We start from the raw sequence: 23,157 nt of genomic DNA, 5'->3' as shown, positions 1-23,157 counted from the left end.
ACAATAAAGACAACGACCAGTTTGACTGCATGAAACAAGTTCTCTTGAGGGATCGAGTTTGGCATTGCGGGATGGCAGATCGGACGAGCAGATCCTGCTCAAGACATCGGGACTGACCAAGTCGTTCCGGGGGCTCGTCGCCCTGCGCGACCAGACCATCACGCTCAGGCCGCGCGAAATTGTCGGCATCATCGGCCCGAACGGCTCCGGCAAGAGCACCTTCTTCAACCTGATCACCGGCTTCTCGCAGCCGAACTCCGGCCGCATCGAGTTCAAGGGCCGCTCCATCGTCGGCATGCGCACCTCGCGCATCGTCGCGCTCGGCATCGCCAGGACCTTCCAGGGCTCGCGGCTGTTCGGCACACTGACGGTGGCTGAGAACGTGCTGGCGGCGGCGCAGCTGCGCGAGCCGATCGGGCCGATCGCCTCGGTCGTGCGCGGTCCGCTCTATCGCCGGCGCGTCGAGGCTGCCGAGGCGGTGGCGGCGGAGCTTCTCGACCTGATGGGCCTCGCGGAGCAAAAGGACCGCCTCGCCGCCGACCTCCCCTATGGCGACCAGCGCCGGCTCGAGATCGCCCGCGCGCTGGCGACACGGCCGGAACTGCTGCTGCTCGACGAACCCGCCGCCGGCCTCGATTCCAACGAGACCAAGGTGCTCGCCGGCCTGATCCGCACCATCCGCGACCGCTTCGGCGTCGCGGTCGTCGTCGTCGAGCACGACATGGACCTGATCATGGGGCTCTGCGAACGCATCCAGGTGCTGGCGACCGGCGAGGTGATCTGCGTCGGCACGCCGGAAGAAGTGCGCAGCCACCCGCGCGTCCGGGAGGCGTATCTTGGCCACAGCTGACACGCCCCTCCTCCAGGTCCACGATCTCGAAGTCAATTTCGGCGCCGTGCGCGCGCTGAAGGGCGTCTCGCTCGACGTGCGCGAGGGCGAGGTGATCGCGCTGGTCGGGGCCAATGGCGCCGGCAAGAGCACGACTTTGCGCAGCATTTCCGGGCTGGCCCGGCCGAAGGCGGGCACGATCCGCTTCGACGGCGCGGTCATCAACCGTCGCTCGCCGCCGCAGATCGTCCGGCTCGGCGTCGCCCATAGCCCCGAGGGCCGCCGCCTGTTCGGCAGCCTCACCGTGGCAGAGAATTTGCGCCTCGGCGCCTGCACGCGCTCCGATGCCGACGGCGTCGCCCGCGACACCGAGAAGATGTTCGTGCTGTTCCCGATCCTGCGCGAGCGCTGGCGGCAATTGGCCGGCACGCTTTCGGGCGGCGAGCAGCAGCAGCTGGCGCTCGCCCGCGCCCTGATGGCGGCGCCGCGCCTGCTCCTGCTCGACGAGCCGTCCCTCGGCGTCGCGCCGCTCCTGGTCCGCCACATCTTCGAGGCGCTGGCCGAACTGAAGCGCCAGGGCATGACCATGCTGCTGGTCGAGCAGAACATCGCGCTCGCCCTCAATCTCGCCGACCGCGCCTATGTGCTCCGAACCGGCAAGGTGGCGCTTTCGGGCGACGCCGCCGAGCTTCGCGACGACGACCGGGTGGCGCAGGCCTATCTGGGGGCGGCCGAATGAGCCAGTTCGAATACATCCTCCAGCAGGTGATCAACGCCGTCAGCCTCGGCAGCCTCTACGCGCTGGTCGCGGTCGGCCTGTCGATCGTCTTCGGCGTGCTGAAACTGACCAATTTCGCGCATGGCGACGTCATGATGGTCGGCGCCTTCACCACCGTGCTGCTGATCGCGATCGGCGTGCCGTTCGTGCCCGCGCTGATCGGCGGCATTCTCGCCTCGGCGATCGCCGGCTTCCTGATCGAGCGCATCGCCTACCGGCCGATCCGTAACGCCCCCGACGTGACACGGCTCCTGACCAGCCTCGCCGTCACCTACATCCTGGAAAATCTCGGCATCCTGCTGTTCACCTCGTCGCCGCGCAATTTCCCGCTGCCGGACATGCTGAACAGCTCCTGGCAGCTCGCCGGCGGCGCCATCACCTTCACCAACATCAACGTGCTGACCGTGGCGCTGACTTTCGTCTCGCTGATCGGTCTCGGCTGGTTCATCACGCGCACCACCGTCGGCCTCGGCATGCGCGCGGCGGCCGAGGACATGTCGGCGGCGCAGCTGGTCGGCCTCGACGTGAACAGGCTGATCATCGTCGCCTTCCTCGTCGCCTCCGCCTTCGCCGGTCTCGCCGGCGTGCTCTGGGCGGCGCAGGCCGGCGTCGTGCAGCCCCAGATGGGCTTCACGCCGCTCTTGAAGGCCTTCGTCGCCGCGATCATCGGCGGCTTCGGCTCGATCTCGGGCGCGCTGCTCGGCGGCTACATGCTGGGCGCGCTGGAGATCTTCATCGTCGCCTTCCTGCCCGACACCGTCGTTCCCTATCGCGACGCCATCGTCTTCGCTCTCCTGATCGCCTTCCTGCTGTTCCGGCCGGGCGGCCTCATGCAGCCAAACCGGGAGATCAAGCTGTGAAGGCCGATGTCCGCATTCCGCTCGCCGTCGGCGCCGCACTTGTGCTTGCCGCCATCGTCGCCTTCGCGGCCCCCCATGTCGTCGGCGACTATTTCGTCCGCATCCTGCTTCTGATGGCGCTGAACAGCATCCTGGTGCTGTCGCTCTCGCTCTCGAACGGCTTCACCGGCGTGTTCTCGCTCGGCCATGTCGGCTTCATCGGCGCCGGCGCCTATGCCGCCGGCATCCTGTCGCTGACGGTGCAGCAGAAGAAGGCGCTGCTGCCGCATTTGCCGGATCTCCTCAACTGGTTCAGCCTGCCCTTCCTGCCGGCGACGCTGGCGGCGGGCCTGTTCACGGCGCTGCTTGCCGTCATCGTCGGCTATCCCTTGATGCGGCTCTCCGGCTATTTCGTCTCGGTCGCGACGATGGGTTTCCTCATCATCGTCAACGTCGTGCTGATCAACGCCTCGGATTTCACCCGCGGCGCGCGCACCTTCACCGGCGTGCCGCTGGCGACGACGCTGCCCTGGGTCCTCGGCTGGCTGGCCATCACGCTGCTGGTGCTGTCTCGGCTGGTCTATTCGCCGTTCGGGCGGCGGATGAAGGCGGTGCGCGATGACACGATCGCGGCGAGCGCCGTCGGCATCAGCGTGCTGCGCGCCCGGCTGCTCGCCTTCGTCATCGGCGCCTTCTTCGCCGGCGTCGGCGGCTCGCTCTATGCCCACTATCTCGGCTCGTTCTCGCCCAACACCTTCTATTTCGCCATGACGATGAACCTGATCGCCATGCTGGTTCTCGGCGGCATGGGCTCGCTCTCCGGCGCGATCATCGGCGTCATCTGCGTGTCGCTCTTGTCGGAAGTGCTGCGCTCGGTCGAGCGCGGCTTCTCGATCGGCGATTTCACCGTCCCGGCGCTGTTCGGAGCCAGCCAGATCGTGCTCGGCTTCCTGTTCATCCTGATCATGATCTTCCGGCCGAAGGGGATCATGGGAGACCGCGAACTGACGTTCGGTCTCTCCGGCAAGTCGGCGAACCATAATCATAAAGAGGGAAAAGACAGATGATGAAGCTCTCCAGACGGGCGGCCATCGGCTTGGGCCTCGGCGCCGCCTTCGCCATTTCGATCCCCGGCGCTCAGGCGGCGGATCCGATCAAGATCGGTTTCCCGGCCAATCTCACCGGCGTGCAGGCCTCGCTCGACGGGCCGATGCTGAACGGCGCCAAGCTCGCCGTCGCCGAGATCAACGCTAGCGGCGGCGTGCTCGGCAGCCCGATCGAGCTCGTGACCTATGACTCGAAGAGCGACGCGACCGTCATCTCGACCGTCGCCAGCCAGCTGATCGACAGCGACAAGGTGGTCGGCATCATCGGCTTCGCCGATTCCGACAGCGTGCTCTCGATCGGGCCGCAGGTCGACAAGGCCAAGATCCCGTTCATCACGCCGGGCGCCACCTCGCCCAAATTGCCGGAACAGCTCGGCAACCAGGTCTTCCTCGCCGCCTTCGGCGACAACGTCCAGGCCGCCGTCGGCGCGGAATTCGCGCTCAACAAGCTCAATGCCAAGACGGGCTACCTGCTCACCGACATCGGCTCCGAATATACGACGCTGCTCGCCGACTATTTCAAGGATGCCTACGCGCATGGCGGCGGCAAACTGCTCGGCCAGGACACCTACAAGATCGGCGACAAGACCTTCACGGCCCAGATCGCCAAGATCAAGGCGCTGCCGGAACAGCCCGCCTTCATCTACGCCTCGTCCAACGCCGAGGAGATCGGCCTGATCCTGAAGCAGCTCCGCCAGGCCGGCATCAACCTGCCCGTGGTCGGCGGCGACGGCTACGACACGCCGCTGCTCGTCGAAGTCGGCGGCGCCGCCGCGAACGATGCCTATTTCACCACGCATGCCTTCATGGGCGAAGGCGGCAGCCCGGCCGTCGTCGCCTTCAGCGAGGCCTACAAGAAGGCGACCGGCAACGCGCCCGAAAACTCCTTCGCGGCGCTCGGCTATGACGCCGTCAAGCTGATGGCCGACGCCATCAAGCGCGCCGGCGCGCCCGAACCCGCCAAGATCCGCGACGCCATCGCCGCCACGTCGGGCCTGCCGGGCGTCACCGGCACCATCACCTACCGTCCGGGTGTCGCCGTTCCCGACAAGTCCGTCTCGGTCATCGGCGTCAAGGACGGCAAGCTGACGCTCGCCAGCGAGGCCGCCCCGACCTACGTGCCGGAGCCATAAAACCATGAACGGCAGCAGCAGCCTCTGGGAACTCTTTCGAGCCGAGCTCGCCGGCGCGACCTTCACCGACCTGAGCCATGCCTTCCATCCGGGCCAGCCACGCTTTGCGCTGTTCCCGGACGAGCAACGCGAGGTGCTGTTCGACCATTCCAGGGGCGATGGATTCCAGGTCCATCGCTATGGATTCGTCGGACAATGGGGCACGCATGTCGATCCGCCGGTCCACTTCATCGAATGGGGCCGGACCGTCGACCAGATCCCGGTCGAAGAGATGCTGCTGCCGCTCGTCATTCTCGACATCAGCGAACGCGTGGCGGCAAACGCCGACGCCACGCCGACGCTGGACGACATCGCAGGGTGGGAGGCGCGCAACGGCCGCATCCCGGAAAAATCCTTCGTGGCGCTGCGCACCGACTGGTGGAAGCGCTGGCCGGATACCGACGATTTCTACAACCGCTCCGCCGACGGCGTCGCGCACACGCCGGGCTGGTCCCGCGACGTGCTGGAGGCGCTGTTCGAGGAGCGCGGCATCACGGCGATCGGCCACGAGCAGATCGACACCGATCCCGGCCTCGCCACGTCCGCCGGCAGCTATGCGCTGGAGCACTATGTGCTGTCGCTCGACCGCTGGCAGATCGAGCTGCTCGCCCGCCTCGACGAAGTGCCGGAGGCCGGCGCGCTGATCCTGGCGAGCTGGCCGAAGGCCGAAGGCGGCTCGGGATTTCCGGCGCGCGCCATCGCCATCCATCGCTAACGGCGTGACATCAAAACGGGAGGAAGCGGCCATGAGCGACAGCACCGCCGCTGCGACAGGCCTGGACATCGAGGCGATCCGACGTGAATTCCCGGCGATCGCCGACCGGGCCGACGCGCCCGTCTTCTTCGACAATCCGGCCGGGACGCAGGTGCCGCGCCGGGTGATCCACCGCATGATGGAGGCGCTCGTCGAAGACAACGCCAATCTCGGCGGCTATTTCGACACCTCGCTGCGCGCCGGCGCCAACGCGCAGGAAGCGCACAAGGCGATGGCCGATCTCTTCAACGCGTCCGACTGGCGCGAGGTGGTGTTTGGCCAGAACATGACCACCCTCACCTTCGCGATCTCGCGCGCCATCGGCCGCGATCTCTTGCCCGGCGACGAGATCCTGCTCACCCGCATGGACCACGACGCGAATGTCGCGCCCTGGCTGATGCTGGCCGAGGACATGGGGCTGGTCGTGCGCTGGATCGACTTCGATCCCGAGAGCTTCGAGTTCGACCTGACGCAGCTGGACAGCCTCGTCACCGACCGGCTCAAGGTGGCGGCGATCGGCTATGCCTCGAACGTCACCGGCACGATCCACGACGTGAAGACGATCGCGCGGGCGGCGAAGTCGGTCGGCGCGCTGGTTTATGTCGATGCCGTGCAGTTCGCCCCGCATGGCGTCATCGACGTGCAGGAGATCGGCTGTGATATCCTCGTCTGCTCGGCCTACAAGTTCTACGGCCCGCATCACGGCGTGCTCTGGGGACGCCGCGAGGTGCTCGACGAGCTCGAGGCCTACAAGGTTCGCGCCGCCTCCAACACGCCGCCCGGCAAATTCGAGACCGGCACCACCAACCGCGAGTCGCTCGCCGGCGTGCGCGGCGCGATCGAGCATTTCGAATGGATCGGCAGCACGTTCGGCGGCGCATCGGACCAGGCGACGCGGCGCCAGCGCTTCGTCGCCGGCATGCACGCCGTCGACGCGCATGAACGCGTCCTGACGGCGAGGCTGATCGAAGGGCTGCAATCCTTCCCGAAATTGAAGATCCAGGGCCTGACCGAGAAGCAGGCGCTGTCGCGACGCGTCCCCACCGTCTCCTTCACCTATGCCGGCACCGATCCGACCGAGATCTGCAAGGCGATGGCCAGGAAGAACATCTCGCTCTGGCACGGCCACAATTACGGCATCGAGCCGACCACCCGCCTCGGCCTGATCGACAAGGGCGGCGTCGTCCGCGTCGGCCTGGCGCAATACAACACGGCGGAAGAAGTCGACCGGTTCATCGCGAGTTTTGGCGAGTGGACGACGGGAGCGGGGTAACACACCGCGTTCCTGTTCAGGAAGAGGCAACGAGGTTTGCGCGCCCCGGTCGGGCCCGCCTGAACCGTCCCACCCTGGCCGTCATCCCTGCGGAAGCAGGGATCCATGCATCCGCAGGCCTGACTTCCCAAGGCCTCGGCTGAATGGATCCCGGCTCGGGGGCCGGGATGACGGCGAGCGTGGAGCAAAGGCCGGGGCCAGACCTCCCCCTTCACCTCTCCCTGGGGAGACCCTTGCGCAACGCTGCCCTGCAGTCATGCGATGCTCGATATCCATCATCCTGAGCGTCTGGCCCGTAATGCGGGGACGCTCTCCTTTCACCTCTCCCTGAGGGAGAGGTCGACGGCCGCAGGCCGGCGGGTGAGGGTTTAGGGAACCATCCGGAGAGGGCGTAAACCCTCACCCGGCCCTTCGGGCCGACCTCTCCCTCAGGGAGAGGTAAAGGAACTCCGCATCCCGCCCGGGCACCGTCCCACCTCACAACTCGATCACCGCCGCCTGCTTGCCCAGCGCGGCCACCGCGCGTTCGGCGACGTAGAGGTGGTGGGTGAAGACGATCACCTGCGTGAAGGCGCCGAGCTCGCCGAGCAGGCGGAAGCCGTTTTCCGTGCGCTTCTCGTCGAAGGTGATGAAGAGGTCGTCGGCGATGAAGGGGAGCGGCGTCGCCCGGCGCGCATGCTCCTCGATCGCGGCGATGCGCAGCGCCAGGAAGAGCTGGTCGCGCGTCCCTTCCGAAAGCGCGTCCGGACCCAGCAGGCGGCCGTCGCGGAGCGCGGCGAGGCGGGGCGGATCCTCGTCATAATCGATGCCGATGCCGCTCCAGTCGCCGCCCGTCAGCATCGCGAAGGCGTGCGAGGCGCGCTCGACGATCGGGTTCTGGTGCTCGGCCCGGTAGCGCTCGATCGCGGCCGAGAGCAGGCGCGCGGCGACATGGTCGCGGCTGAAGCGCTCGACCGCCTCGGCGATCTCGGCGACCGCGTCCTGCTCGTCCTGCGCCGCGGCTGCCGCGCCGTCGCGCCGCTCGAGAGCCTGAAGCGCGGCGCGCGCCTGCGTATCCATCTCGATCGCGGCGTCGCGCGCCGTGCGCGCATCAGCATGCGCCACTTCGAGCTCGGCCGCCGACAGCGCCAGCGCCTCGTCGTCGCGGCCGTCGATCGCGGCGCGCACCTCGTCGGCACTCCGCCCGCCGCTCAAGCCCTCGAAGCGCTCGCGCGCCTCGGCGATCCGCCCGGCGCAGAGGGCCGCCTGGTCGAGCCGGTCGAGCAGCGGCGCCAGCAGCGCCTCGGCGGCAGAGCCGGCGGTCGCGAGGATCCCGGCCATCGCCGCCTCGGCCACCTGCAGCGCCTCGGCCGCGACCGCGAGGCCACGCCGACGGGCTTCGACCGCCTCGTCGACCGCGTCGGCGCGCGATCGGAGCTGCCGCGCCCGGTCGAGACGGCCGCGCAACAGCTTCGCCGCCGCGAAGGGATCGTCCTCAGCGGCGGCGCCAAGCTCACCCAAAAGTGCCGCAACGCGCGCGACGAACTGATCACGGTCCCGCTCGATGCCGGCGATGCGGCGCTCGGCCGTGCCGAGCTCGGCGGCGAACCGCAGCGCGTCACGCCAGAGATCGATCGCCGCGCGCGCCTCGCCGGCCGACGCCTCGGTCCGGATCGAAAGGCGCGGAAAGATCTCGCCCGCCTCGGCGACCAGCGCCGCCAGCGCCTCGGCGGCGGCCTGTTCGCGCGCCGCGAGATCGGCCTCTCCGGCGTCCAGCTGCTTCAGGTCGCGCTCATGGTCGCGCGCCTTCCGGAAGCGCGCCTCGGCAACGGCGATCGCGTCGCGCAGGTCGGCCATGCGGAGCGGCGCATCGCCGAGCGTCGGGAGCTCAAGCTGGGCGCGCAACCGGTCGGTCTCGGCCCGCTCGAAGGCGATCGACTCGCGCTGCGCCTCGGCCTGCGCCGTCTCCTGGCGCAGGAGGTCGCGCGCCTGACGGATGCTCTCGACCTCGCGCAACAACGCCAGCGCCCGGTCGTCGGCCTCGAGCGTCAGCGCCGACGGCGCAAAGAGCCCCGTCCAGTCGCGCAGCACCGCGACGTGCCGCGCCGTCGCCTCGGCGAGGCGCTTCCGCGCCGCGTCCTTGCGCACGGCGAGATCGGCGAGGTCGCGCTCGGCCTGCGCCAGCTCGGCGAGCCGCTGCGTCTCGACCTGCCGCTCGTCGGCAAGCTGGTCGGCCGAGATCAGCGCCCGGTCGAGATGGACGACGCTCTCGAGGTCGCCGTCGCGCCGTGGCCGCTCGCCGAGCGCCAGCGGCCGGAGCGCCGACCACGCCATGTCGCGGTCCCGGCGGGCGGCTGCGATCGCCGCGTCGGTCGGCGCCGGGCGGCCGGATTTCAACAGCGCCAGCCGCGCCTCGACCCGGCCATCCTCTTCCTCAAGCGCCGAAAGCGCCTCCCGCAGCCGGCCGAGCGCATCGTCGACCAGCCTGAGGTCCCGGAGCGTCGCCTCCGCCGCGCCGAGCGAAGGCAGCGGCAGGGCGGCGAGCGCGTCGGCGTCGGTGAGGCCATGGCCGAGCCGGGCGACCCGCTCGCCGAGCTGCGCCCGCTGCGCGCCGAGCCGGTGCTCCAGCTGGCGGAGCGCCCGCTCGCGCTCCTCGGCGCCGTCGAGCAGCGCCAGCCGGCGCTGCAAAGGCGTCGGGTCGGCGACATGGCCGAGCCCGGCCCGCGCGGTCTCGGCGAGCTGCCGATCGGCCAGCTGCCGCGATTTTTCGCGTAAAAGCGCTTCCGCCGCCGCGGCGGCCGTGAACTTGCGATCGGCAAGGTCCTCGGCCCGCGCCAGAAGCGGCATGTCCGGCAGCGAGGCGAGCAGGCGCGCCACGTCGGCGAGGCCGAGCGCCTGCGCGATCCGTTCGAGCGCGGCGCGCGCCTCGGCCGCCTCGGCGCGCCGGTTCGGCAGGCTCAACAATTCCTTGGCGACGGCCGCGCGCTCGCCATCGACGACCTCGACGGTCTCGGCGAAGGGCAGGATCGCGTCGTCGAGGTCGATGCCGTCGCGTTCCGCACTGGCGCGCGCCACCTCATCGTCCGCGAAGCGATGCCGCTCGCGCGCCGAGGCGAGATGCTGCAAGGCTTCGCGCGCGCCGGTGGCGAAGCCGGCCGGCACGGCCGGCAGTTCGCCGAGCGCCGCCAGCGCCCGCGCCTGGCCGTCGAGAATGCGCAACTCGCGCGCCGCCTGCACCAGCCCGCGCGCCCGGACAAGCGCGATGTCGGCGGCGCGCTCGTCGCGCTCCGCCGCCCCGCGCGCCTCGGCCGCGCGTTCGGCCTCGTCGCGCAACTTCCGGACTTCGTCGACGCGGAGCTCCAGCTCGCGGATGGCGCGCTGCGCCTGGGCGCGCTTGTCGACGGCGACGTGAAACAGATGGCTCGACGTCTTGCGGGCCGGATTGAAGATCTTGGCAGCACTGTCCTGGAAGCGGTCGCGCAGCGCCGCGACATGGCCGAGACCGGGCGCCGCCGCCAAAAGCGTCTCGGCGAGGTCGCCGCCGCCGGCGAGCAGCTTCTCGCCGCCTTCGCGCAGGCGCTTCTGGTTGAGGCCGAAAATGTCGAGAAAGGCCTGCCGGTCATGCGCGCCGAGGAAGGGCGCCAGCGCATCGTCATTCAACGGCTTCTCGTCGGCCGGATCGACCAGCGCCGCGTTGAGCCGCTTCAGCCGGGCGAAGGAGAGCGTCCGCCCATCCGGCGCCTCGACCGTCGCGGCGAGTCGCATCGTCTTGTAATCATGCAGGAAATTGTAGCGCGACCGGGTTTCGATGCCATACAGCGCGTCGGCGACGGCTGCCAGCGCCGTCGTCTTGCCGGCCTCATTGGCGCCGACGATGACGGTCACGCGCGCTTCGGAAGAGAATTCCAGCACGCGATCCGTGAAGCGGCCATAGCGTTCGAGGCCAAGCGAACGGAGCTTCATCGCGCGCCCTCCGGCTCGTTGCCGACATGGCCGAGCGCCGCCAGCACCGCCTCGGTCGCGGCGTCGATGACGCTGCCCGCCACGACATCGGCCTCGGCATCGGCTGCGTCCAGCAGCGCCAGCGCATCCGCCGGCGTGCGCGCCCGCATGTCGCCAAGTGTGCGGGCGATCTCGGCCCGGAAAGCGGGGTCGGCAGCGATATCGGCGAGAATGGCGTCGAAGCCGAGGAGCGCCGAAAGCCGCGCCTCGCCGCGCGGCGGCGTGGTGCGGTCGCGCACCTTCTCGATCAGAATGTCGGAGCCCGCCTCCCAGGCGAGCGCCTGCATTTCCTCGCGGATCTGCTCGGCCTGGACCGAGAGATAATCGTGCAGCGCCGTCTCGCCGGTGATCGTCAGCCGCAGCGCCAACGGCCGTCCCTCGGCGCCGTCGCGCGTCTCGGCGATGATCCGCCGCGCCTCGGCGAGCAGCGCCCTCGGATCGGCCAGCCCGGCCGCGTCGATCTCGACCGCCTCGAACCGCGCCGCGTCCAGCGTCAGCGCCTGCATGTCGGTGATGCGGCCGTCGGTGACGGTGACGAGCGTCGCGCCTTTCGGCCCGGTCTCGCGCGCGTGCCGCCCCTGCAGATTGCCGGGGAAGACGATGGCCGGGTTCTCGGAGACCACCTCGCGCTTGTGGACATGGCCGAGCGCCCAATAGTCGTAGCCGGCGCGGGCGAGGTCCTCGACCGAGCACGGCGCATAGGCGTCGTGGCCGTCGCGGCCGGTCAGCGAGGTGTGCAGCACGCCGATGTTGAAATAGCCGGGTTTCGCCGCGGGATAGGTCAGCGCGACATTGTCCGGCACGTGCCGATTGGCGAAGCCGCGCCCATGCAGCGCGACGCGGAGATCCTCGATCGTCTCGGTCTGCACGGAGCGCACCGAGAAGCTGAAGACGTTGGGAGGCAGGGTCAGGCTCTTGCTGATCAGCGACTCGGCGTCGTGATTGCCGCGGATCAGGAAGACGCGGATATCCGCGCGCGCCAGCCGGCCCATCTCGCGGACGAAGAACTGCCCCGTCGCATAGTCCTTCCAGTCGCCGTCATAGACATCGCCGGCGATGACGACGAAATCGACCTTCGCATCGATCGCCGCCTGGACGAGGTTTTCGAGCGCGCGCCGCGAGGCTTCGAGAAACACGCCGGCCAGCTCGCCGCGCCGGGCCAGCCCGCGCAACGGGCTGTCGAGATGGAGATCGGCGGCGTGAATGAAGCGAAACATGGTTCCCCGTGGCTTGTCCCACCGGCAATCGGCGGGCGCGCTCTGCGCAAGGCGGACCGGCGGCGTCCGTGGCGGTATCGGCGCGACTCAGTCGGCCTTTCGCCAGTTTACCATCCGGGGATATCGCCGCAGCCATCGCTTTTCGGGATGCGGTCTGGTCCATCGTTCGTCCCGGGAAGCTCGATGCCCTGAACCCTCCCCTTAGGGAGGGTCAAGACCGCCTGCTGGCGGTCTTGGGGGGTTCTTCCCGAATTCGCCGCAAGCTGCGCAAAGCGCCCCCTCCCGAAAACGCGAAGGCGTTTTCGACCTCCCTTCAAGGGGGAGGTTCAAGCAAGGCCCCAACATCCAAGCCCTCGAATCCCACCGATCACGAAGACTCCAGTTGACTACCATGGTAGCCGACCTCTAGAAGCGATCGGGCTTGGGGCAAGCTGGTTCCGGCCGAGGGACGGCGTCGACAGACGGCGCGGGCCGGATGCAATCGCAGATGCGGGATGGATTGAATGGAACAGACCTGGCGCTGGTTCGGACCGAAGGATGCGGCGACGCTCGCCCACGCCCGCCAGGCGGGCGCGACCGGGATCGTCAGTGCGCTGCACGAGATCCCCTATGGCGAAGTCTGGCCGCTGGAAGCGATCCTCGAACGCAAGGCGATCATCGAGGCCGACACGTCGATGGGCCTGAAATGGAGCGTCGTTGAGAGTGTGCCGATGCATGACGACATCAAGCTCGGCCGCGGCGACCTCGACCGGCTCTACGGCAATTTCAGCCAGACGCTGCGCAATCTCGGCCAGGCCGGCATCCGCACCGTCTGCTACAATTTCATGACCGTGCTCGACTGGACCCGCACCGACCTCGCCGTCGAGCTGCCGGGCGGCGCCCGCGCGCTGAAGTGCAACATGCATGAGGTCGCAGCGTTCGATTGCCACGTCCTGCAGCGGCCGGGCGCCGAGCGCGACTATCACCAGGACGTGCTGCAGCGGGCGAGCGAGTGGATGGACACGACGCCGCCGGAAGCGAAGACCAAGCTGCTCGCCAACATCATGGCCGGCCTGCCGGGCGCCTTCAAACGCTACGGCATCGAGGAGCTGCGCGACATCCTGGCCGAGCAGGCCGAGATGAACCACGCGAAGCTGCGGGCAAATCTGGTGCAGTTCCTCGAGAACGTGCTGCCGGCGGCGGAAGAGGCCGGCGTGGTGATGGCGATCCATCCGGACGACCCGCCGCGCGACATCATGGGCCTGTCGCGCATCGTCAAGAACGCCGACGACATCGACTTCATCCTGAACGCCGTGCCGTCGCCGTCGAACGGCCTGACGCTCTGCTCGGGCTCGCTCGGCGCCAATCCCGCCAACGACGTGCCGGCGATCGCCAGGCGCTTCGCCGACAAGATCTTCTTCACCCATCTGCGCAATGTCACCAAGGAACCGGACGGCTCGTTCATGGAGGCGGATCACCTCGGCGGCGACGTCGACATGGTCGCGGTGGTGAGCGTGATCATGGAAGAGGAACAGCGCCGGCGCGCCGAAGGCCTGCCCAACGCGCTGATCCCGTTCCGGCCCGACCACGGTCACGACCTGATCGACGACGTCACGCGGCCGACCCATCCGGGCTATCCGGTGATCGGCCGCCTGCGCGGCCTCGCCGAGCTTCGCGGCATCATGACCACGCTCGCGCATCAGCGCGGCTACAGGCTGGCGCTGCAGTGAGCCGCCCTCCCCGCATCCTCTGCGTCGGCGCGCTGACTCAGGATACGATCTATCGGCTCGACGAGCTGCCGCGCGGGCCGGGCAAGTTCATTCCCCTCGAGGCCGTGCAGAACGCGGCCGGCATGGCGTCGAGCGCCGCCACGGCGGCGAAGCGCCAGGGGGCGGATGTCTCGCTCTGGGCCAGCGTCGGCGACGACATGCTGGGCGGGGAACTGATCGCCGAACTCGTGGCGGAAGGCATCGACTGCTCGGGCGTGCGCCGCGTTGCCGGCGCCCGCTCAGCGATCGCCACCATTCTGGTCGACGCGGCCGGCGAGCGGATGATCGTGCCGTTCTATGACCCGCGCGCCACCACCGTGCCGGATGCCCTCCCCTTTGACATCTCCGGTTTCGACGCGGTCCTGACGGACGTGCGCTGGCCGGGCGCCGCCGCGATGGCGCTGCGGGCGGCGCGCAACGCCGGCATTCCCGCCATTCTCGATGTCGACGTCGCGGCAAGGCCAGTGCTGGAGAGCCTCCTCCCCTTCGCCACCCATATCGTCGCCTCCGAACCCGCCGCCGCCATTCTCTGCGGCGACGAGATCGCCGGCCCCGAGGCCGTCCAGGCGCTTCATGCGCGCACCGGCGTCTTCGTCGCGGTGACTGCCGGCGGCGCCGGAACGTTCTGGCTCGACATGGCGACCAACGCCGTGCGCCACACCAAGGCGCCCGAGATCACGCCGGTCGATACGCTGGCGGCCGGCGACGTCTTCCATGGCAGCTTCGCCGTCGGCCTCGCGGAAGGCTGGGACATGGAGCGCACGATCCGCTTCGCCAGCGCCGCCGCGGCGCTCAAATGCCTGACGTTCGGTGGGCGCCTCGGCGCGCCCAACCGGGCGGAGACGCTCGCCATGCTGGATGGAGAGCTCGCCCGATGACGCCGGACCGCCTCGAACCGAAGCTGCGCCAGGCCGCGATCCTGCCGATCGTGCAGCCGCGCTCGGTCGATTTCGTGCTGCAGCTCACCGAAGAGCTGGCCGAGGGCGGCGCCGAGGCGATCGAGATCGTGCTCCGCAGCGAGGCGGCGCTCGCCGCCATCGAGGCCTGCCGCAAGCGCTTTCCGGAGCTCCTCGTCGGCGCCGGCACGATCCTGACGACAGCGCATTATGACGCCGCTGTCGACGCCGGCGCTGAGTTCACCATCAGCCCCGGCTTCCTGCCCGCCGTCTGCGATCACGCCAGGGCGGGCCCGATCGCGCTGGTGCCCGGCGTGCAGACGGCGAGCGAGGTCATGGCGGCGCAGGCGTCCGGCTTCGATCTGCTGAAGTTCTATCCGTCCGAGCCGGCCGGCGGCACGGTGGTGCTCGCCGATTTCGCCAACATCTTCACCTCCGCCACGTTCATGCCGAGCGGCAAGATCCAGCCGGCGCATCTCGCCGGCTACGGCAAGCTCCGCAACATCACCTCGGTCGGCGGATCGTGGATGTACGCGGAAGGACCGAGCGACAGCATCCGCGACCGCATGGCGGCGTCGCTTCAGGCGATCCGCGCGGCGCGCGGCTGAGACAACCGGCCGGCCAGCGATGGCCGGTCCCGACAGGGAGACAGGCTCATAAGGCTGCCATGGTAGTCGGACGAGCCTACAGAGAGGGAGAAGCCGCATGTCGGCACAGGCACAACGCGCGCTCGTCACAGGCGCCGCCATGGGCATCGGCCGCGCGGTCGCCGAAAGGCTCGCCCGCGACAAGGCCGCCATGGTCCTGCTCGATCTCGCCGCCGAGCCGCTCGAAGCGCTCGCGGCGGAGCTCAGGGCGCAGGGTTCCGACGTTCACACCGTCATCGGCTCGGTCGCCGACAAGGCCGTCTGCGAACAGGCGGCCTCGGTCGCCCGGGAGAAGCTCGGCGGGCTCGACCTCCTCTCCCACAATGCCGGCATCCAGCGCTACGGCACCGTCGAGACGACCGACGAGGCGCTCTGGGACGAGGTGATGAACGTCAACCTGAAGGCCGCCTACCTGATCTCGCAGGCCGCGATGCCGATGCTGCGCGAGAGCCACGGCGCCATCGTGCTGATGTCGTCGGCGCAGGGCCTCGCGAGCCAGGAGGGCGTGCTCGCCTATTCCGTCGCCAAGCACGGCCTGATCGGCATGACGAAATCCATGGCCGTCGACTATGCGCCACTCGGCGTCAGGGTCAACGCGGTCGCCCCCGGCGCGGTCAACACGCCGATGCTGCGCGATGCCGTGGCGCTCAACGAAAACCCCGCCGCGCTCTGGCGCGTCCTCGACGGCATGCATCCGCTCGGCCGCACGGCGCGGCCGGAAGAAGTCGCCGAAGTCGTCGCCTTCCTCGGCTCGAACGCCGCCTCCTTCGTCACCGGCGAGGTCGTCCGCGTCGATGGCGGCCTCCTGTCCAGGATCGGCGGCTCGCCGCGCAAGGATTAAGCCATTGTCCAACGTAACCCTCCGCGAACTCGTCAAGGTCTATGGCCGCCAGGTCGCCGTCAAAGGCATCGACCTGGAGATCGAGGCCGGCAGCTTCGTCGCCTTTGTCGGGCCGTCCGGCTGCGGCAAGTCGACGACGCTCCGCATGATCGCCGGGCTTGAGAGCGTCTCGCATGGCGACATCAGCATCGGCGGCCGCCGCGTCAACGACGTCGCCTCGCGCGATCGCGGCATCGCCATGGTGTTCCAGTCCTATGCGCTCTATCCGCATATGACCGTCTACGAGAACATGGCCTTCGCGCTGAAGGTCGCGAAGGTGCCGCGGGATGAAATCGACCGCCGCGTCCGCCACGCCGCCGACATCCTGCGCCTGACCGATTATCTCGATCGTCGCACCTCGGCGCTTTCGGGCGGCCAGCGCCAGCGCGTCGCCATGGGCCGCGCCATCATCCGCGAGCCCAAGGTGTTCCTGTTCGACGAGCCGCTGTCCAATCTGGATGCGCAACTGCGCAGCGCCATGCGCGTCGAGATCAAGCGCCTGCACCAGCGCCTCGGCACCACCGCGATCTACGTCACGCACGACCAGATCGAGGCCATGACCATGGCCGACAAGATCGTCATCATGCGCGACGGGCTGATCGAGCAGGCCGGCGCGCCGCTCGACGTGTTCGAGCGCCCGGCGACCCAGTTCGTCGGCCAGTTCATCGGCTCGCCCGCCATGAACATCCTGCCCGCCCGCTCGGCCCGCACCGCCGACGGCCAGCCTGCCATCGCGCTTGACGGAGGCACGACGATCGCCATCGACGGCGCCGCCTTCGACGTGCCGGCGGAGGGCCGCCCGGTTTCGGTCGGCATCCGCTCCGAGGACATCGTGCCGGACGGGCACGGCATGCCGCCCGAGCGCGCCCATCGCTTCGAGGCGAAGGTCAACCTGACCGAGTCGCTCGGCAACGAGACGCTGATCTTCGCCGAATTCGCCGGCGCCGACGTGACCAGCCGCATGCAGCGCCCGCGTCCCGTCGCCGAGGGCGAGACCCTGACCTTCCTGCTGAACAGGGAGCGGCTGCATCTCTTCGATGCGGATACCGGCCGCACGCTGCGCAGATCCTGAACGTCTGAACCAAGCAAAAACTCTGGAGGAGAGCCATGCAGAACAGATTGACGAAGCTCCTGGCCGCGGCGGCCCTGGGCATGACCTTTGCAACGGCGGCGGCTTCCGCCGATCCCGTCACCGTCTTCCACGACAAGCCGTTCTACCAGTCCGGCTGGGACGGCCTGACGGCGACGGCGAAGAAAGACGGCATCGACCTCAATTTCAGCGCCTACGCCACCGACCAGTTCCAGGCCTACATCCAGTCGAGCCTGATGTCGGGCGACGCGCCGCAGGCCTTCACCTGGTGGAACGGCACCAAGCTGAAGGAAATCGTCGACAGCGGCCAGCTCGCCCCGCTCGACGACCTCTGGGCTAAGAAGATCGCGTCGGGCGAATATGACGCCTCGAGCGCCGCGCCCTTCACGGTCGACGGCCACATCTACGGCATGCCGACGGGCCTGAACCGCTGGATCGTGCTCTACAACAAGGCGCAGTTCGAGAAGGCCGGCATCGCCAATCCGCCGGCGACCTGGGAGGAGCTGATCGCCGCCGCCGACAAGCTGAAGGCCGCCGGCATCACCCCGTTCAACGCCAGCATCCAGGACGGCTGGCGCGGCTTCGTCTGGTTCCAGGAACTGCTGCTCAGGACCAATCCAGACGCCTATGCGGCCCTCAACCAGGGCAAGCTCAAATACACCGACGAGCCGGTCAGGAACGTCTTCAAGATCTGGAACGACTTCTACGCCAAGGGCTACTTCACGGATCCGACCAGCCAGGAAGAGCCGCTTGATTTCGCCCGCGGCAAGGGCGCGATGTACCTGTTCGGTGACTGGATCATCGGCCTGGTCGAGAAGGGCGGCATGAAGGCCGGCACCGATTTCGGCGCCTTCATCATGCCGAATGTCGATCCGTCGCTGCCGAACAATGTCATCGTCGAAGGCGCGCCGATCGTCATCACCAAGGCGGGCCTCGAGAACCCCGACGTCGCCAAGTTCGCCGACTGGTACATGAGCGAGAACGCCATGAACAGCTGGGCGACCGATCCCGGCCTCTATGCCGGCAATCTGAAGGCGAAGACGCCGAACACGATCATCACCGACATCGCCAAGATCGCGACCGACGGCAAGTACAACTCCGTCACGCGCTACTGGGAAGCCTCGCCGTCCGAGATCGTCCTGCCGGCGGTCGAGGAGTTCAACCGCTTCATGACCAATCCGTCGCCGGAAGCGGCCGACAAGGCCATGGCCAATATCGAGGCGATCGCCTCGCAGTACTGGGCCAACCACCAGTAATCCGACGATCCCCGGCAGGACCGCCCAGCGCGGCCCTGCCGGGTGCAATTCCTGCGCGGGAGACGAGAGATGAAGCAGCCACAACCAGCCTTTGCCCTGCCGCCCGGCGCGCCTTCGATCGACGCGATGATCGCGGCCGAGCGGCGTCGCGCCCGCAAGCGGCTCTGGACCGCGCTCGCCTTCATGGCGCCGGCGATCGCCTTCGTGGCGATCTTCCTGCTGCTGCCGGTAGTGTTCAATCTCTACGCGTCGATGACGCAGTGGGCGAAGTTCTCGGGCCTCAACCAGTACGCCGGCTTCGCCAACTACCAGCGTCTCGCTTCCAATCCGAAATTCTTCGACGCCACGATCAACACAATGATCTGGGTCGCCGTCTCCTTCGTCCTGCCGGCAACCATCGGCCTGTCGCTCGCCATGCTGGTGCGCGGCGTCAAGGGCGAGGAGACCTTCAAGTCGATCTTCTTCCTGCCGCGCATGTTCTCGGCCACCGCCGTCGGCGTCGTCTGGTACTACGTCTATGCGAATGAGGGCATCGTCAATTCGGGGCTGCGCGCCATCGGCCTCGGCGACCTCGCCAACCGCTGGCTCTACGAAACGCATCTCGCCACGCCCGCCATGATCGTCACCCATGTCTGGCAGCAGGTCGGCCTGATGATGGTGCTGCTCCTGATCGGCCTCAACGCGCTGCCGAGCGAGCCGATGGAAGCCGCCAAGGTCGACGGCGCCTCGCGCAGCCAGGTCTTCCGCCACATCGTGCTGCCGCTCCTGATGCCGACGCTGATCATGGTCACCACCGTCTCGGTGCTCGCCGGCTTCACCTCGTTCGATCTCGTCTGGGTGATGGGCCGCGACTTCCCCAACCGCTCGACCCTGACGCTCTCGGTCAACCAGTACTGGGAATCGTTCCGGGCCGGCTCCTGGGCCTATGGCGCGGCGATCGCCGTCGTCCTCGGCATCATCGCGATGAGCATCTCCTGGTCGCTCGGCGCGCTCCAGCACCGTCTCGACAAGCGCTGAGGATCACAAGATGTCCGTAACCACCTTCGACCTCGCGACGCTCGACTTCGACGCCATCGCCCGCCGCAACGACCAGGCGCGCACGCAGCGGATCCTGCTGTTCGCGATCACCGCGATCCTGGCGCTGGCCTGGATCACGCCGTTCTACTATCTCGCAATCTCGATCTTCAAAACCAACGCGGAATACGGCCTCGGCCATCCGCTGTCGCTGCCGACCTCGATCACGCCCGTGTTCGAGAACATCTCCGAGGCGTGGTCGAAGGCCAAGATGGGCTCCGGCATGCTGAACTCGCTGCTCTACGGCCTGGTCGGCGGCGGCGCGGCGATCTTCATCGCGGCGCTGGCGTCCTACGGGCTGACGCGCATCGAGTTTCCCGGCAAGGGCTTCTGGTTCATGCTGATCTTCTCGGGCACCATCTTCCCGCTGCAGATGTACCTGATCCCGCTCTTCATGGGCTACAACAAGCTCGGCATGACGAACTCGCGCATCGGCATGATGCTGTTCTACACCGCCGTCTGCATCCCCTTCCCCGTGCTGGTGCTCCGCAACTTCATGGCCGGCCTGCCGCGCGAGATGGACGAGGCGGCGCGCATCGACGGCTGCTCGGAAATCCGCATCTTCCGCTCGATCATCCTGCCGAATTGCTGGGCGCCGATGGCCACCCTCTTCCTGATCCAGTTCACCTGGATCTGGAACGACCTTATCTTTTCCATGGTGCTGACCAGCCGCGAGGAAGCGCGCTCGCTCATGAACGGCCTGATGGTGCTACAAGGCAGCTACGCCAACACCACGCCGAATGTCGTGATGACGGCGACCTTGCTCGCCAGCCTGCCCAGCGTCGCGCTGTTCCTGCTGCTGCGCAAGCACTTCATGAACGGTTTGAAACTGCAGAGCCTTTAGGGAATTCCGACCATGGCGCGAGATCGCGTAGCCCGCACCAGTTCGGCCTTCTACCCCGAGACCACACCGGCCGGCTCGGTGGCGCAACGAACCTTCGACGTCCTCCTGGACGAGATCATGGCCTTCCGCCTGAAGCCGTTCGAGCTGATTTCGGAAAAGGGCATGTCGGAGGCGCTCGGCGTCAGCCGCACTCCGGTGCGCGAGGCGCTCGCCCGCCTTGCGAGCCTCGGGCTGATCGACATCTACGCGCAGCGCGGCAGCGTCGTCGCGCCGCTCCGCCTCGACAATCTGCGCAAGTCGCAGTTCCTGCGCGAGGCGCTCGAGATCGGCCTCGTCGCCCGCGCCATCGAGAGCCCCCAGCGCGACGAGCTGGTGCAGAAACTGAAGGACGAGCTGGCGATCCAGGACACGCTGCTGGCGATCTCGGACGACGCGCGCTTCTTCAAGTCGGACGAGCTGTTCCACCAGCACATCGCCGCCTATGCCGGCTTCCCCGGCATCTGGGCCGACATCAGCGCCGCCAAGCTGCACATGGACCGGTTCCGCTATCTGACCTTCCCGCGCATGGACAGCGTCGCCGTCGTCATCGACCAGCACCGGACCATCGCGGCGGCGATCGAGAAGGGCGACATCCACGCCGCCGAGGAGGCGATGCGCAACCATCTGCGCCGGATCTTCTCGGTGCTCGGACGGGTGCAGGAGCGCTATCCGGAGTATTTCTCGGCCTCCAGCCTGCCCGAACCGTCGCGCATCCAGCGCTTCGAGGGCGAGATCCAGCTGGGCGAGCCAGTGTAGTCCGGCCCCGGCGGCGCCCCGGTCCGCCGCCCCTCCCCGACTTGAAACGCCGCGGCGGTGCCCTCTTTAGAGGGAGGGGACCGGAGGTCCCGTCCGCGCGGCGTTCAAACGGGATGGATCATGAAAACCTATCAGGTCGGATATTTCGTCGGCAGCCTCGCCACCAATTCGATCAACCGCAAGCTCTCCAAGGCGCTGATCAAGCTCTCGCCGGAGAATTTGAAATTCACCGAGATCTCGTTCCGCGACCTGCCGCTCTACAGCTACGACTATGACGCGGACTATCCGCCGGTCGCACGAGCCTTCAAGACGGCGATCGCCGAGAACGACGCGCTGCTGTTCGTGACGCCCGAATACAACCGCTCGATCCCCGGCGGGCTGAAGAACGCCATCGACTGGGCGAGCCGGCCCTATGGCACCAATTCCTTCGCCCGCAAGCCGTCCGCCGTGATCGGCACCTCGCCGGGCGCGATCGGCACGGCGATCGCCCAGCAAAGCCTGCGCAGCGTGCTCTCCTTCTGCAACGCGCCGCAGATGAACGCGCCGGAGGCCTATATCCAGTTCAAGCCCGGCCTGATCAACGACGACGGCGAGGTCTCGGATGAATCGACCGAGACCTTCCTGCGCAACTACATGGAATCGTTTCACATCTTCGTCGCGCGGGTGATGCAGGTGCTGCCGCGCGACGCGTAGTGTGTGACGGCATTAGCCGAGCCGAACCAGCCCACGCGGCAGATCGTTCAGGATCTCGACGCCCGTCTCGGTGACGATGAGCGAGTCCTCGATCGTCAGTGCGCCGATGCCCTTGCCGTAGAACGGCGTCTCGAAAGCGAGCGCCATGCCCGGCTCCAGCACGAAATCGCTGTCGGCGGCGAAGAAGGGCCATTCCTCCGAGCCGACGCTGGCGCCGATCGAATGGCCGAAATGGCCGCGCCGGTAGCCGGGATAGCCGGCGGCGCGCATGGCAGCGACCGTGGTCTCGAACACGTCCGACATCTTTGCTCCCGGCCGGATCGCCGCTAGTCCCGCCTCGAAGGCATCGGCGAGCGCCGCATGGACGTCGCGGGCGATCCGGTCAGGCTCGCCGAACACGTAGCTGCGCGCCGTATCCGAATTGTAGCCGTCGACGACGCAGCCGACATCGGCCTTGAGGATCGCGCCCGGCACGACCTCGCCGCCGCCGCTCCAGGGATCGGGGCCGACCGACATGTAGTCCCAGACGCCCGTCAGGGCCGTCTCGCCGCGCCGCGCGACTTCCGCCGCCACGCCGTCGCGCCAGAGCCGCGTCATGTCCTTGGGCGTATCGCCGGCGCGGATGCCGGCGACGAGCGCGCGGAAGCCGGCGTCGGAGAGCGCACAGGCGCGGCGGATGCAGTCGAGCTCGCGCGGCGATTTCACCGCCCGCAGCCGCCGGACCACCTCCGAACCGTCGACGCAGTCGATCTCCGGCAGCGCCGCCCCCAACGAGGCGAAATCGGCCGCCGGCATGAATTCGAGATCGACGCCGATCCGCGCCCGGCCAAGCCCGCGCTCGCGCAGCATCTCGCCGAGCACCGCGAAGGCCGTCTCGGCGCGGAACGTCGTCGGCCGGGGCGCAAACCGGTCGGAGCCGCCATTGTCGCGCCGGTAGCCCGCCGTCACCAGCTTGGCGGTGTCCGGCTCCGCCGGATCGAGACCGCCGATGTCGACCAGATCGATCCAGAGCGGATGGGTGCGGATGTCGAGCGCCGGGGCGCGTCGCGCCAGCGCGTCGGCGTTCAAGTCGCCGACGATGGCGCCGATCGGCGCATCCGGGTCGGAGGGCACCAGCGCCGTCGCCCCGCCCGCGCGCCGCCACATCGCGGCGACGCCGGCCGGCAGGCCCGTCGCATAGGAGAAGCTCTCCGGCTGGGTCAGCACCAGCGCGTCGAGGCCGCGTTCGTCAAGCAGCCTCTTGGCGCGCCGGCGATCGAGATCGGACATGGTGGTCTCTCTCCGT

The 23,157-nt window shown here is 68.3% G+C and carries 20 protein-coding genes; 17 read left to right on the top strand and 3 right to left on the bottom strand.

The genetic code is table 11. The features are described 5' to 3' along the window. Positions 1-64 precede the first annotated feature (64 nt). The 7 genes from AC6HZP_RS05395 to AC6HZP_RS05365 are packed head-to-tail and all read left to right on the top strand — an operon-like array spanning position 65 to position 6,751. Positions 65-850 (top strand): ABC transporter ATP-binding protein, encoded by a 786-nt coding sequence (locus tag AC6HZP_RS05395; protein ID WP_497525707.1) that lies wholly within the window; start codon positions 65-67, stop codon positions 848-850. Then, positions 837-1,568 (top strand): ABC transporter ATP-binding protein, encoded by a 732-nt coding sequence (locus tag AC6HZP_RS05390; RefSeq protein WP_497525706.1) that lies wholly within the window; start codon positions 837-839, stop codon positions 1,566-1,568. Before AC6HZP_RS05395 ends, AC6HZP_RS05390 begins: the two co-directional genes overlap by 14 nt. Next, positions 1,565-2,467, top strand: a complete 903-nt coding sequence (locus AC6HZP_RS05385; RefSeq protein WP_201402608.1) for a branched-chain amino acid ABC transporter permease — start codon at positions 1,565-1,567, stop codon at positions 2,465-2,467. Before AC6HZP_RS05390 ends, AC6HZP_RS05385 begins: the two co-directional genes overlap by 4 nt. Further along, the gene (locus AC6HZP_RS05380; RefSeq protein ID WP_497525705.1) at positions 2,464-3,513 is read left to right on the top strand and encodes a branched-chain amino acid ABC transporter permease; all 1,050 of its coding nucleotides are present in this window, start codon (positions 2,464-2,466) and stop codon (positions 3,511-3,513) included. The genes AC6HZP_RS05385 and AC6HZP_RS05380 overlap by 4 nt, the downstream gene beginning before the upstream one ends. After that, positions 3,510-4,685: an ABC transporter substrate-binding protein gene (locus AC6HZP_RS05375; protein WP_201402606.1), complete on the top strand. Its 1,176-nt coding sequence runs from the start codon at positions 3,510-3,512 to the stop codon at positions 4,683-4,685. Before AC6HZP_RS05380 ends, AC6HZP_RS05375 begins: the two co-directional genes overlap by 4 nt. Before the next feature lie 4 nt (positions 4,686-4,689). Continuing rightward, entirely contained in the window at positions 4,690-5,439 is a 750-nt protein-coding gene (locus AC6HZP_RS05370) for a cyclase family protein (RefSeq protein WP_497525704.1), read from the top strand. Positions 5,440-5,470: 31 nt separating this feature from the next. After that, entirely contained in the window at positions 5,471-6,751 is a 1,281-nt protein-coding gene (locus AC6HZP_RS05365; RefSeq protein ID WP_497525703.1) for a cysteine desulfurase-like protein, read from the top strand. Between the two features lie 477 nt (positions 6,752-7,228). On the opposite strand, the gene AC6HZP_RS05360 is transcribed toward AC6HZP_RS05365, so the two are convergent. Both AC6HZP_RS05360 and AC6HZP_RS05355 read right to left on the bottom strand, forming a co-directional pair. After that, positions 7,229-10,693, bottom strand: a complete 3,465-nt coding sequence (locus AC6HZP_RS05360) for an ATP-binding protein (RefSeq protein ID WP_497525702.1) — start codon at positions 10,691-10,693, stop codon at positions 7,229-7,231. Continuing rightward, positions 10,690-11,949, bottom strand: a complete 1,260-nt coding sequence (locus AC6HZP_RS05355) for a metallophosphoesterase family protein (RefSeq protein WP_497525701.1) — start codon at positions 11,947-11,949, stop codon at positions 10,690-10,692. Before AC6HZP_RS05355 ends, AC6HZP_RS05360 begins: the two co-directional genes overlap by 4 nt. Before the next feature lie 503 nt (positions 11,950-12,452). Here AC6HZP_RS05355 and uxuA point away from each other — a divergent pair. The 10 genes from uxuA to AC6HZP_RS05305 all read left to right on the top strand — a co-directional run bounded on the left by uxuA (position 12,453) and on the right by AC6HZP_RS05305 (position 21,872). Further along, complete coding sequence (uxuA, locus tag AC6HZP_RS05350) at positions 12,453-13,658, top strand: mannonate dehydratase (RefSeq protein ID WP_497525700.1); 1,206 nt, start codon at positions 12,453-12,455, stop codon at positions 13,656-13,658. After that, on the top strand, positions 13,655-14,575 hold the full coding sequence (locus AC6HZP_RS05345; RefSeq protein ID WP_497525699.1) for a PfkB family carbohydrate kinase: 921 nt from the start codon (positions 13,655-13,657) through the stop codon (positions 14,573-14,575). Before uxuA ends, AC6HZP_RS05345 begins: the two co-directional genes overlap by 4 nt. Next, positions 14,572-15,201 carry a bifunctional 4-hydroxy-2-oxoglutarate aldolase/2-dehydro-3-deoxy-phosphogluconate aldolase gene (eda, locus tag AC6HZP_RS05340; RefSeq protein ID WP_497525698.1) on the top strand — a complete coding sequence of 210 codons (630 nt, stop codon included), beginning with the start codon at positions 14,572-14,574 and terminating at the stop codon, positions 15,199-15,201. The genes AC6HZP_RS05345 and eda overlap by 4 nt, the downstream gene beginning before the upstream one ends. A 97-nt stretch (positions 15,202-15,298) precedes the next feature. Continuing rightward, the gene (locus tag AC6HZP_RS05335) at positions 15,299-16,081 is read left to right on the top strand and encodes an SDR family NAD(P)-dependent oxidoreductase (RefSeq protein WP_497525697.1); all 783 of its coding nucleotides are present in this window, start codon (positions 15,299-15,301) and stop codon (positions 16,079-16,081) included. 4 nt (positions 16,082-16,085) lie between these two features. Further along, positions 16,086-17,192, top strand: coding sequence for an ABC transporter ATP-binding protein (locus AC6HZP_RS05330; RefSeq protein WP_497525696.1), 1,107 nt, complete (start codon positions 16,086-16,088; stop codon positions 17,190-17,192). A gap of 35 nt (positions 17,193-17,227) precedes the next feature. Continuing rightward, the gene (locus AC6HZP_RS05325) at positions 17,228-18,466 is read left to right on the top strand and encodes an ABC transporter substrate-binding protein (protein WP_497525695.1); all 1,239 of its coding nucleotides are present in this window, start codon (positions 17,228-17,230) and stop codon (positions 18,464-18,466) included. Positions 18,467-18,535: 69 nt separating this feature from the next. Next, complete coding sequence (locus tag AC6HZP_RS05320; protein ID WP_497525694.1) at positions 18,536-19,483, top strand: carbohydrate ABC transporter permease; 948 nt, start codon at positions 18,536-18,538, stop codon at positions 19,481-19,483. A gap of 10 nt (positions 19,484-19,493) precedes the next feature. Then, complete coding sequence (locus AC6HZP_RS05315; RefSeq protein WP_497525693.1) at positions 19,494-20,384, top strand: carbohydrate ABC transporter permease; 891 nt, start codon at positions 19,494-19,496, stop codon at positions 20,382-20,384. 12 nt (positions 20,385-20,396) lie between these two features. Then, positions 20,397-21,179 (top strand): GntR family transcriptional regulator, encoded by a 783-nt coding sequence (locus AC6HZP_RS05310; RefSeq protein WP_201402593.1) that lies wholly within the window; start codon positions 20,397-20,399, stop codon positions 21,177-21,179. 120 nt (positions 21,180-21,299) lie between these two features. Continuing rightward, on the top strand, positions 21,300-21,872 hold the full coding sequence (locus tag AC6HZP_RS05305) for an NADPH-dependent FMN reductase (RefSeq protein WP_201402592.1): 573 nt from the start codon (positions 21,300-21,302) through the stop codon (positions 21,870-21,872). Positions 21,873-21,884: 12 nt separating this feature from the next. Here AC6HZP_RS05305 and AC6HZP_RS05300 read toward each other — a convergent pair whose 3' ends face one another. Next, positions 21,885-23,141, bottom strand: coding sequence for a M24 family metallopeptidase (locus AC6HZP_RS05300; RefSeq protein ID WP_497525692.1), 1,257 nt, complete (start codon positions 23,139-23,141; stop codon positions 21,885-21,887). Positions 23,142-23,157: the final 16 nt, after the last annotated feature.

Source organism: Kaistia sp. SLG-1 (genome assembly GCF_059699055.1).
This window is presented reverse-complemented; position numbering and strand designations above follow the sequence as displayed.

Bases quoted from the DNA above. Each gene is read 5' to 3' on its own strand.
- AC6HZP_RS05365 (WP_497525703.1), top strand. From the start codon at position 5,471: ATGAGCGACAGCACCGCCGCTGCGACAGGCCTGGACATCGAGGCGATC.
- uxuA (WP_497525700.1), top strand. From the start codon at position 12,453: ATGGAACAGACCTGGCGCTGGTTCGGACCGAAGGATGCGGCGACGCTC.
- AC6HZP_RS05360 (WP_497525702.1), bottom strand. From the start codon at position 10,693: ATGAAGCTCCGTTCGCTTGGCCTCGAACGCTATGGCCGCTTCACGGAT.
- AC6HZP_RS05375 (WP_201402606.1), top strand. From the start codon at position 3,510: ATGATGAAGCTCTCCAGACGGGCGGCCATCGGCTTGGGCCTCGGCGCC.
- eda (WP_497525698.1), top strand. From the start codon at position 14,572: ATGACGCCGGACCGCCTCGAACCGAAGCTGCGCCAGGCCGCGATCCTG.
- AC6HZP_RS05370 (WP_497525704.1), top strand. From the start codon at position 4,690: ATGAACGGCAGCAGCAGCCTCTGGGAACTCTTTCGAGCCGAGCTCGCC.
- AC6HZP_RS05335 (WP_497525697.1), top strand. From the start codon at position 15,299: ATGTCGGCACAGGCACAACGCGCGCTCGTCACAGGCGCCGCCATGGGC.
- AC6HZP_RS05310 (WP_201402593.1), top strand. From the start codon at position 20,397: ATGGCGCGAGATCGCGTAGCCCGCACCAGTTCGGCCTTCTACCCCGAG.
- AC6HZP_RS05305 (WP_201402592.1), top strand. From the start codon at position 21,300: ATGAAAACCTATCAGGTCGGATATTTCGTCGGCAGCCTCGCCACCAAT.
- AC6HZP_RS05355 (WP_497525701.1), bottom strand. From the start codon at position 11,949: ATGTTTCGCTTCATTCACGCCGCCGATCTCCATCTCGACAGCCCGTTG.
- AC6HZP_RS05315 (WP_497525693.1), top strand. From the start codon at position 19,494: ATGTCCGTAACCACCTTCGACCTCGCGACGCTCGACTTCGACGCCATC.
- AC6HZP_RS05300 (WP_497525692.1), bottom strand. From the start codon at position 23,141: ATGTCCGATCTCGATCGCCGGCGCGCCAAGAGGCTGCTTGACGAACGC.
- AC6HZP_RS05325 (WP_497525695.1), top strand. From the start codon at position 17,228: ATGCAGAACAGATTGACGAAGCTCCTGGCCGCGGCGGCCCTGGGCATG.
- AC6HZP_RS05385 (WP_201402608.1), top strand. From the start codon at position 1,565: ATGAGCCAGTTCGAATACATCCTCCAGCAGGTGATCAACGCCGTCAGC.
- AC6HZP_RS05320 (WP_497525694.1), top strand. From the start codon at position 18,536: ATGAAGCAGCCACAACCAGCCTTTGCCCTGCCGCCCGGCGCGCCTTCG.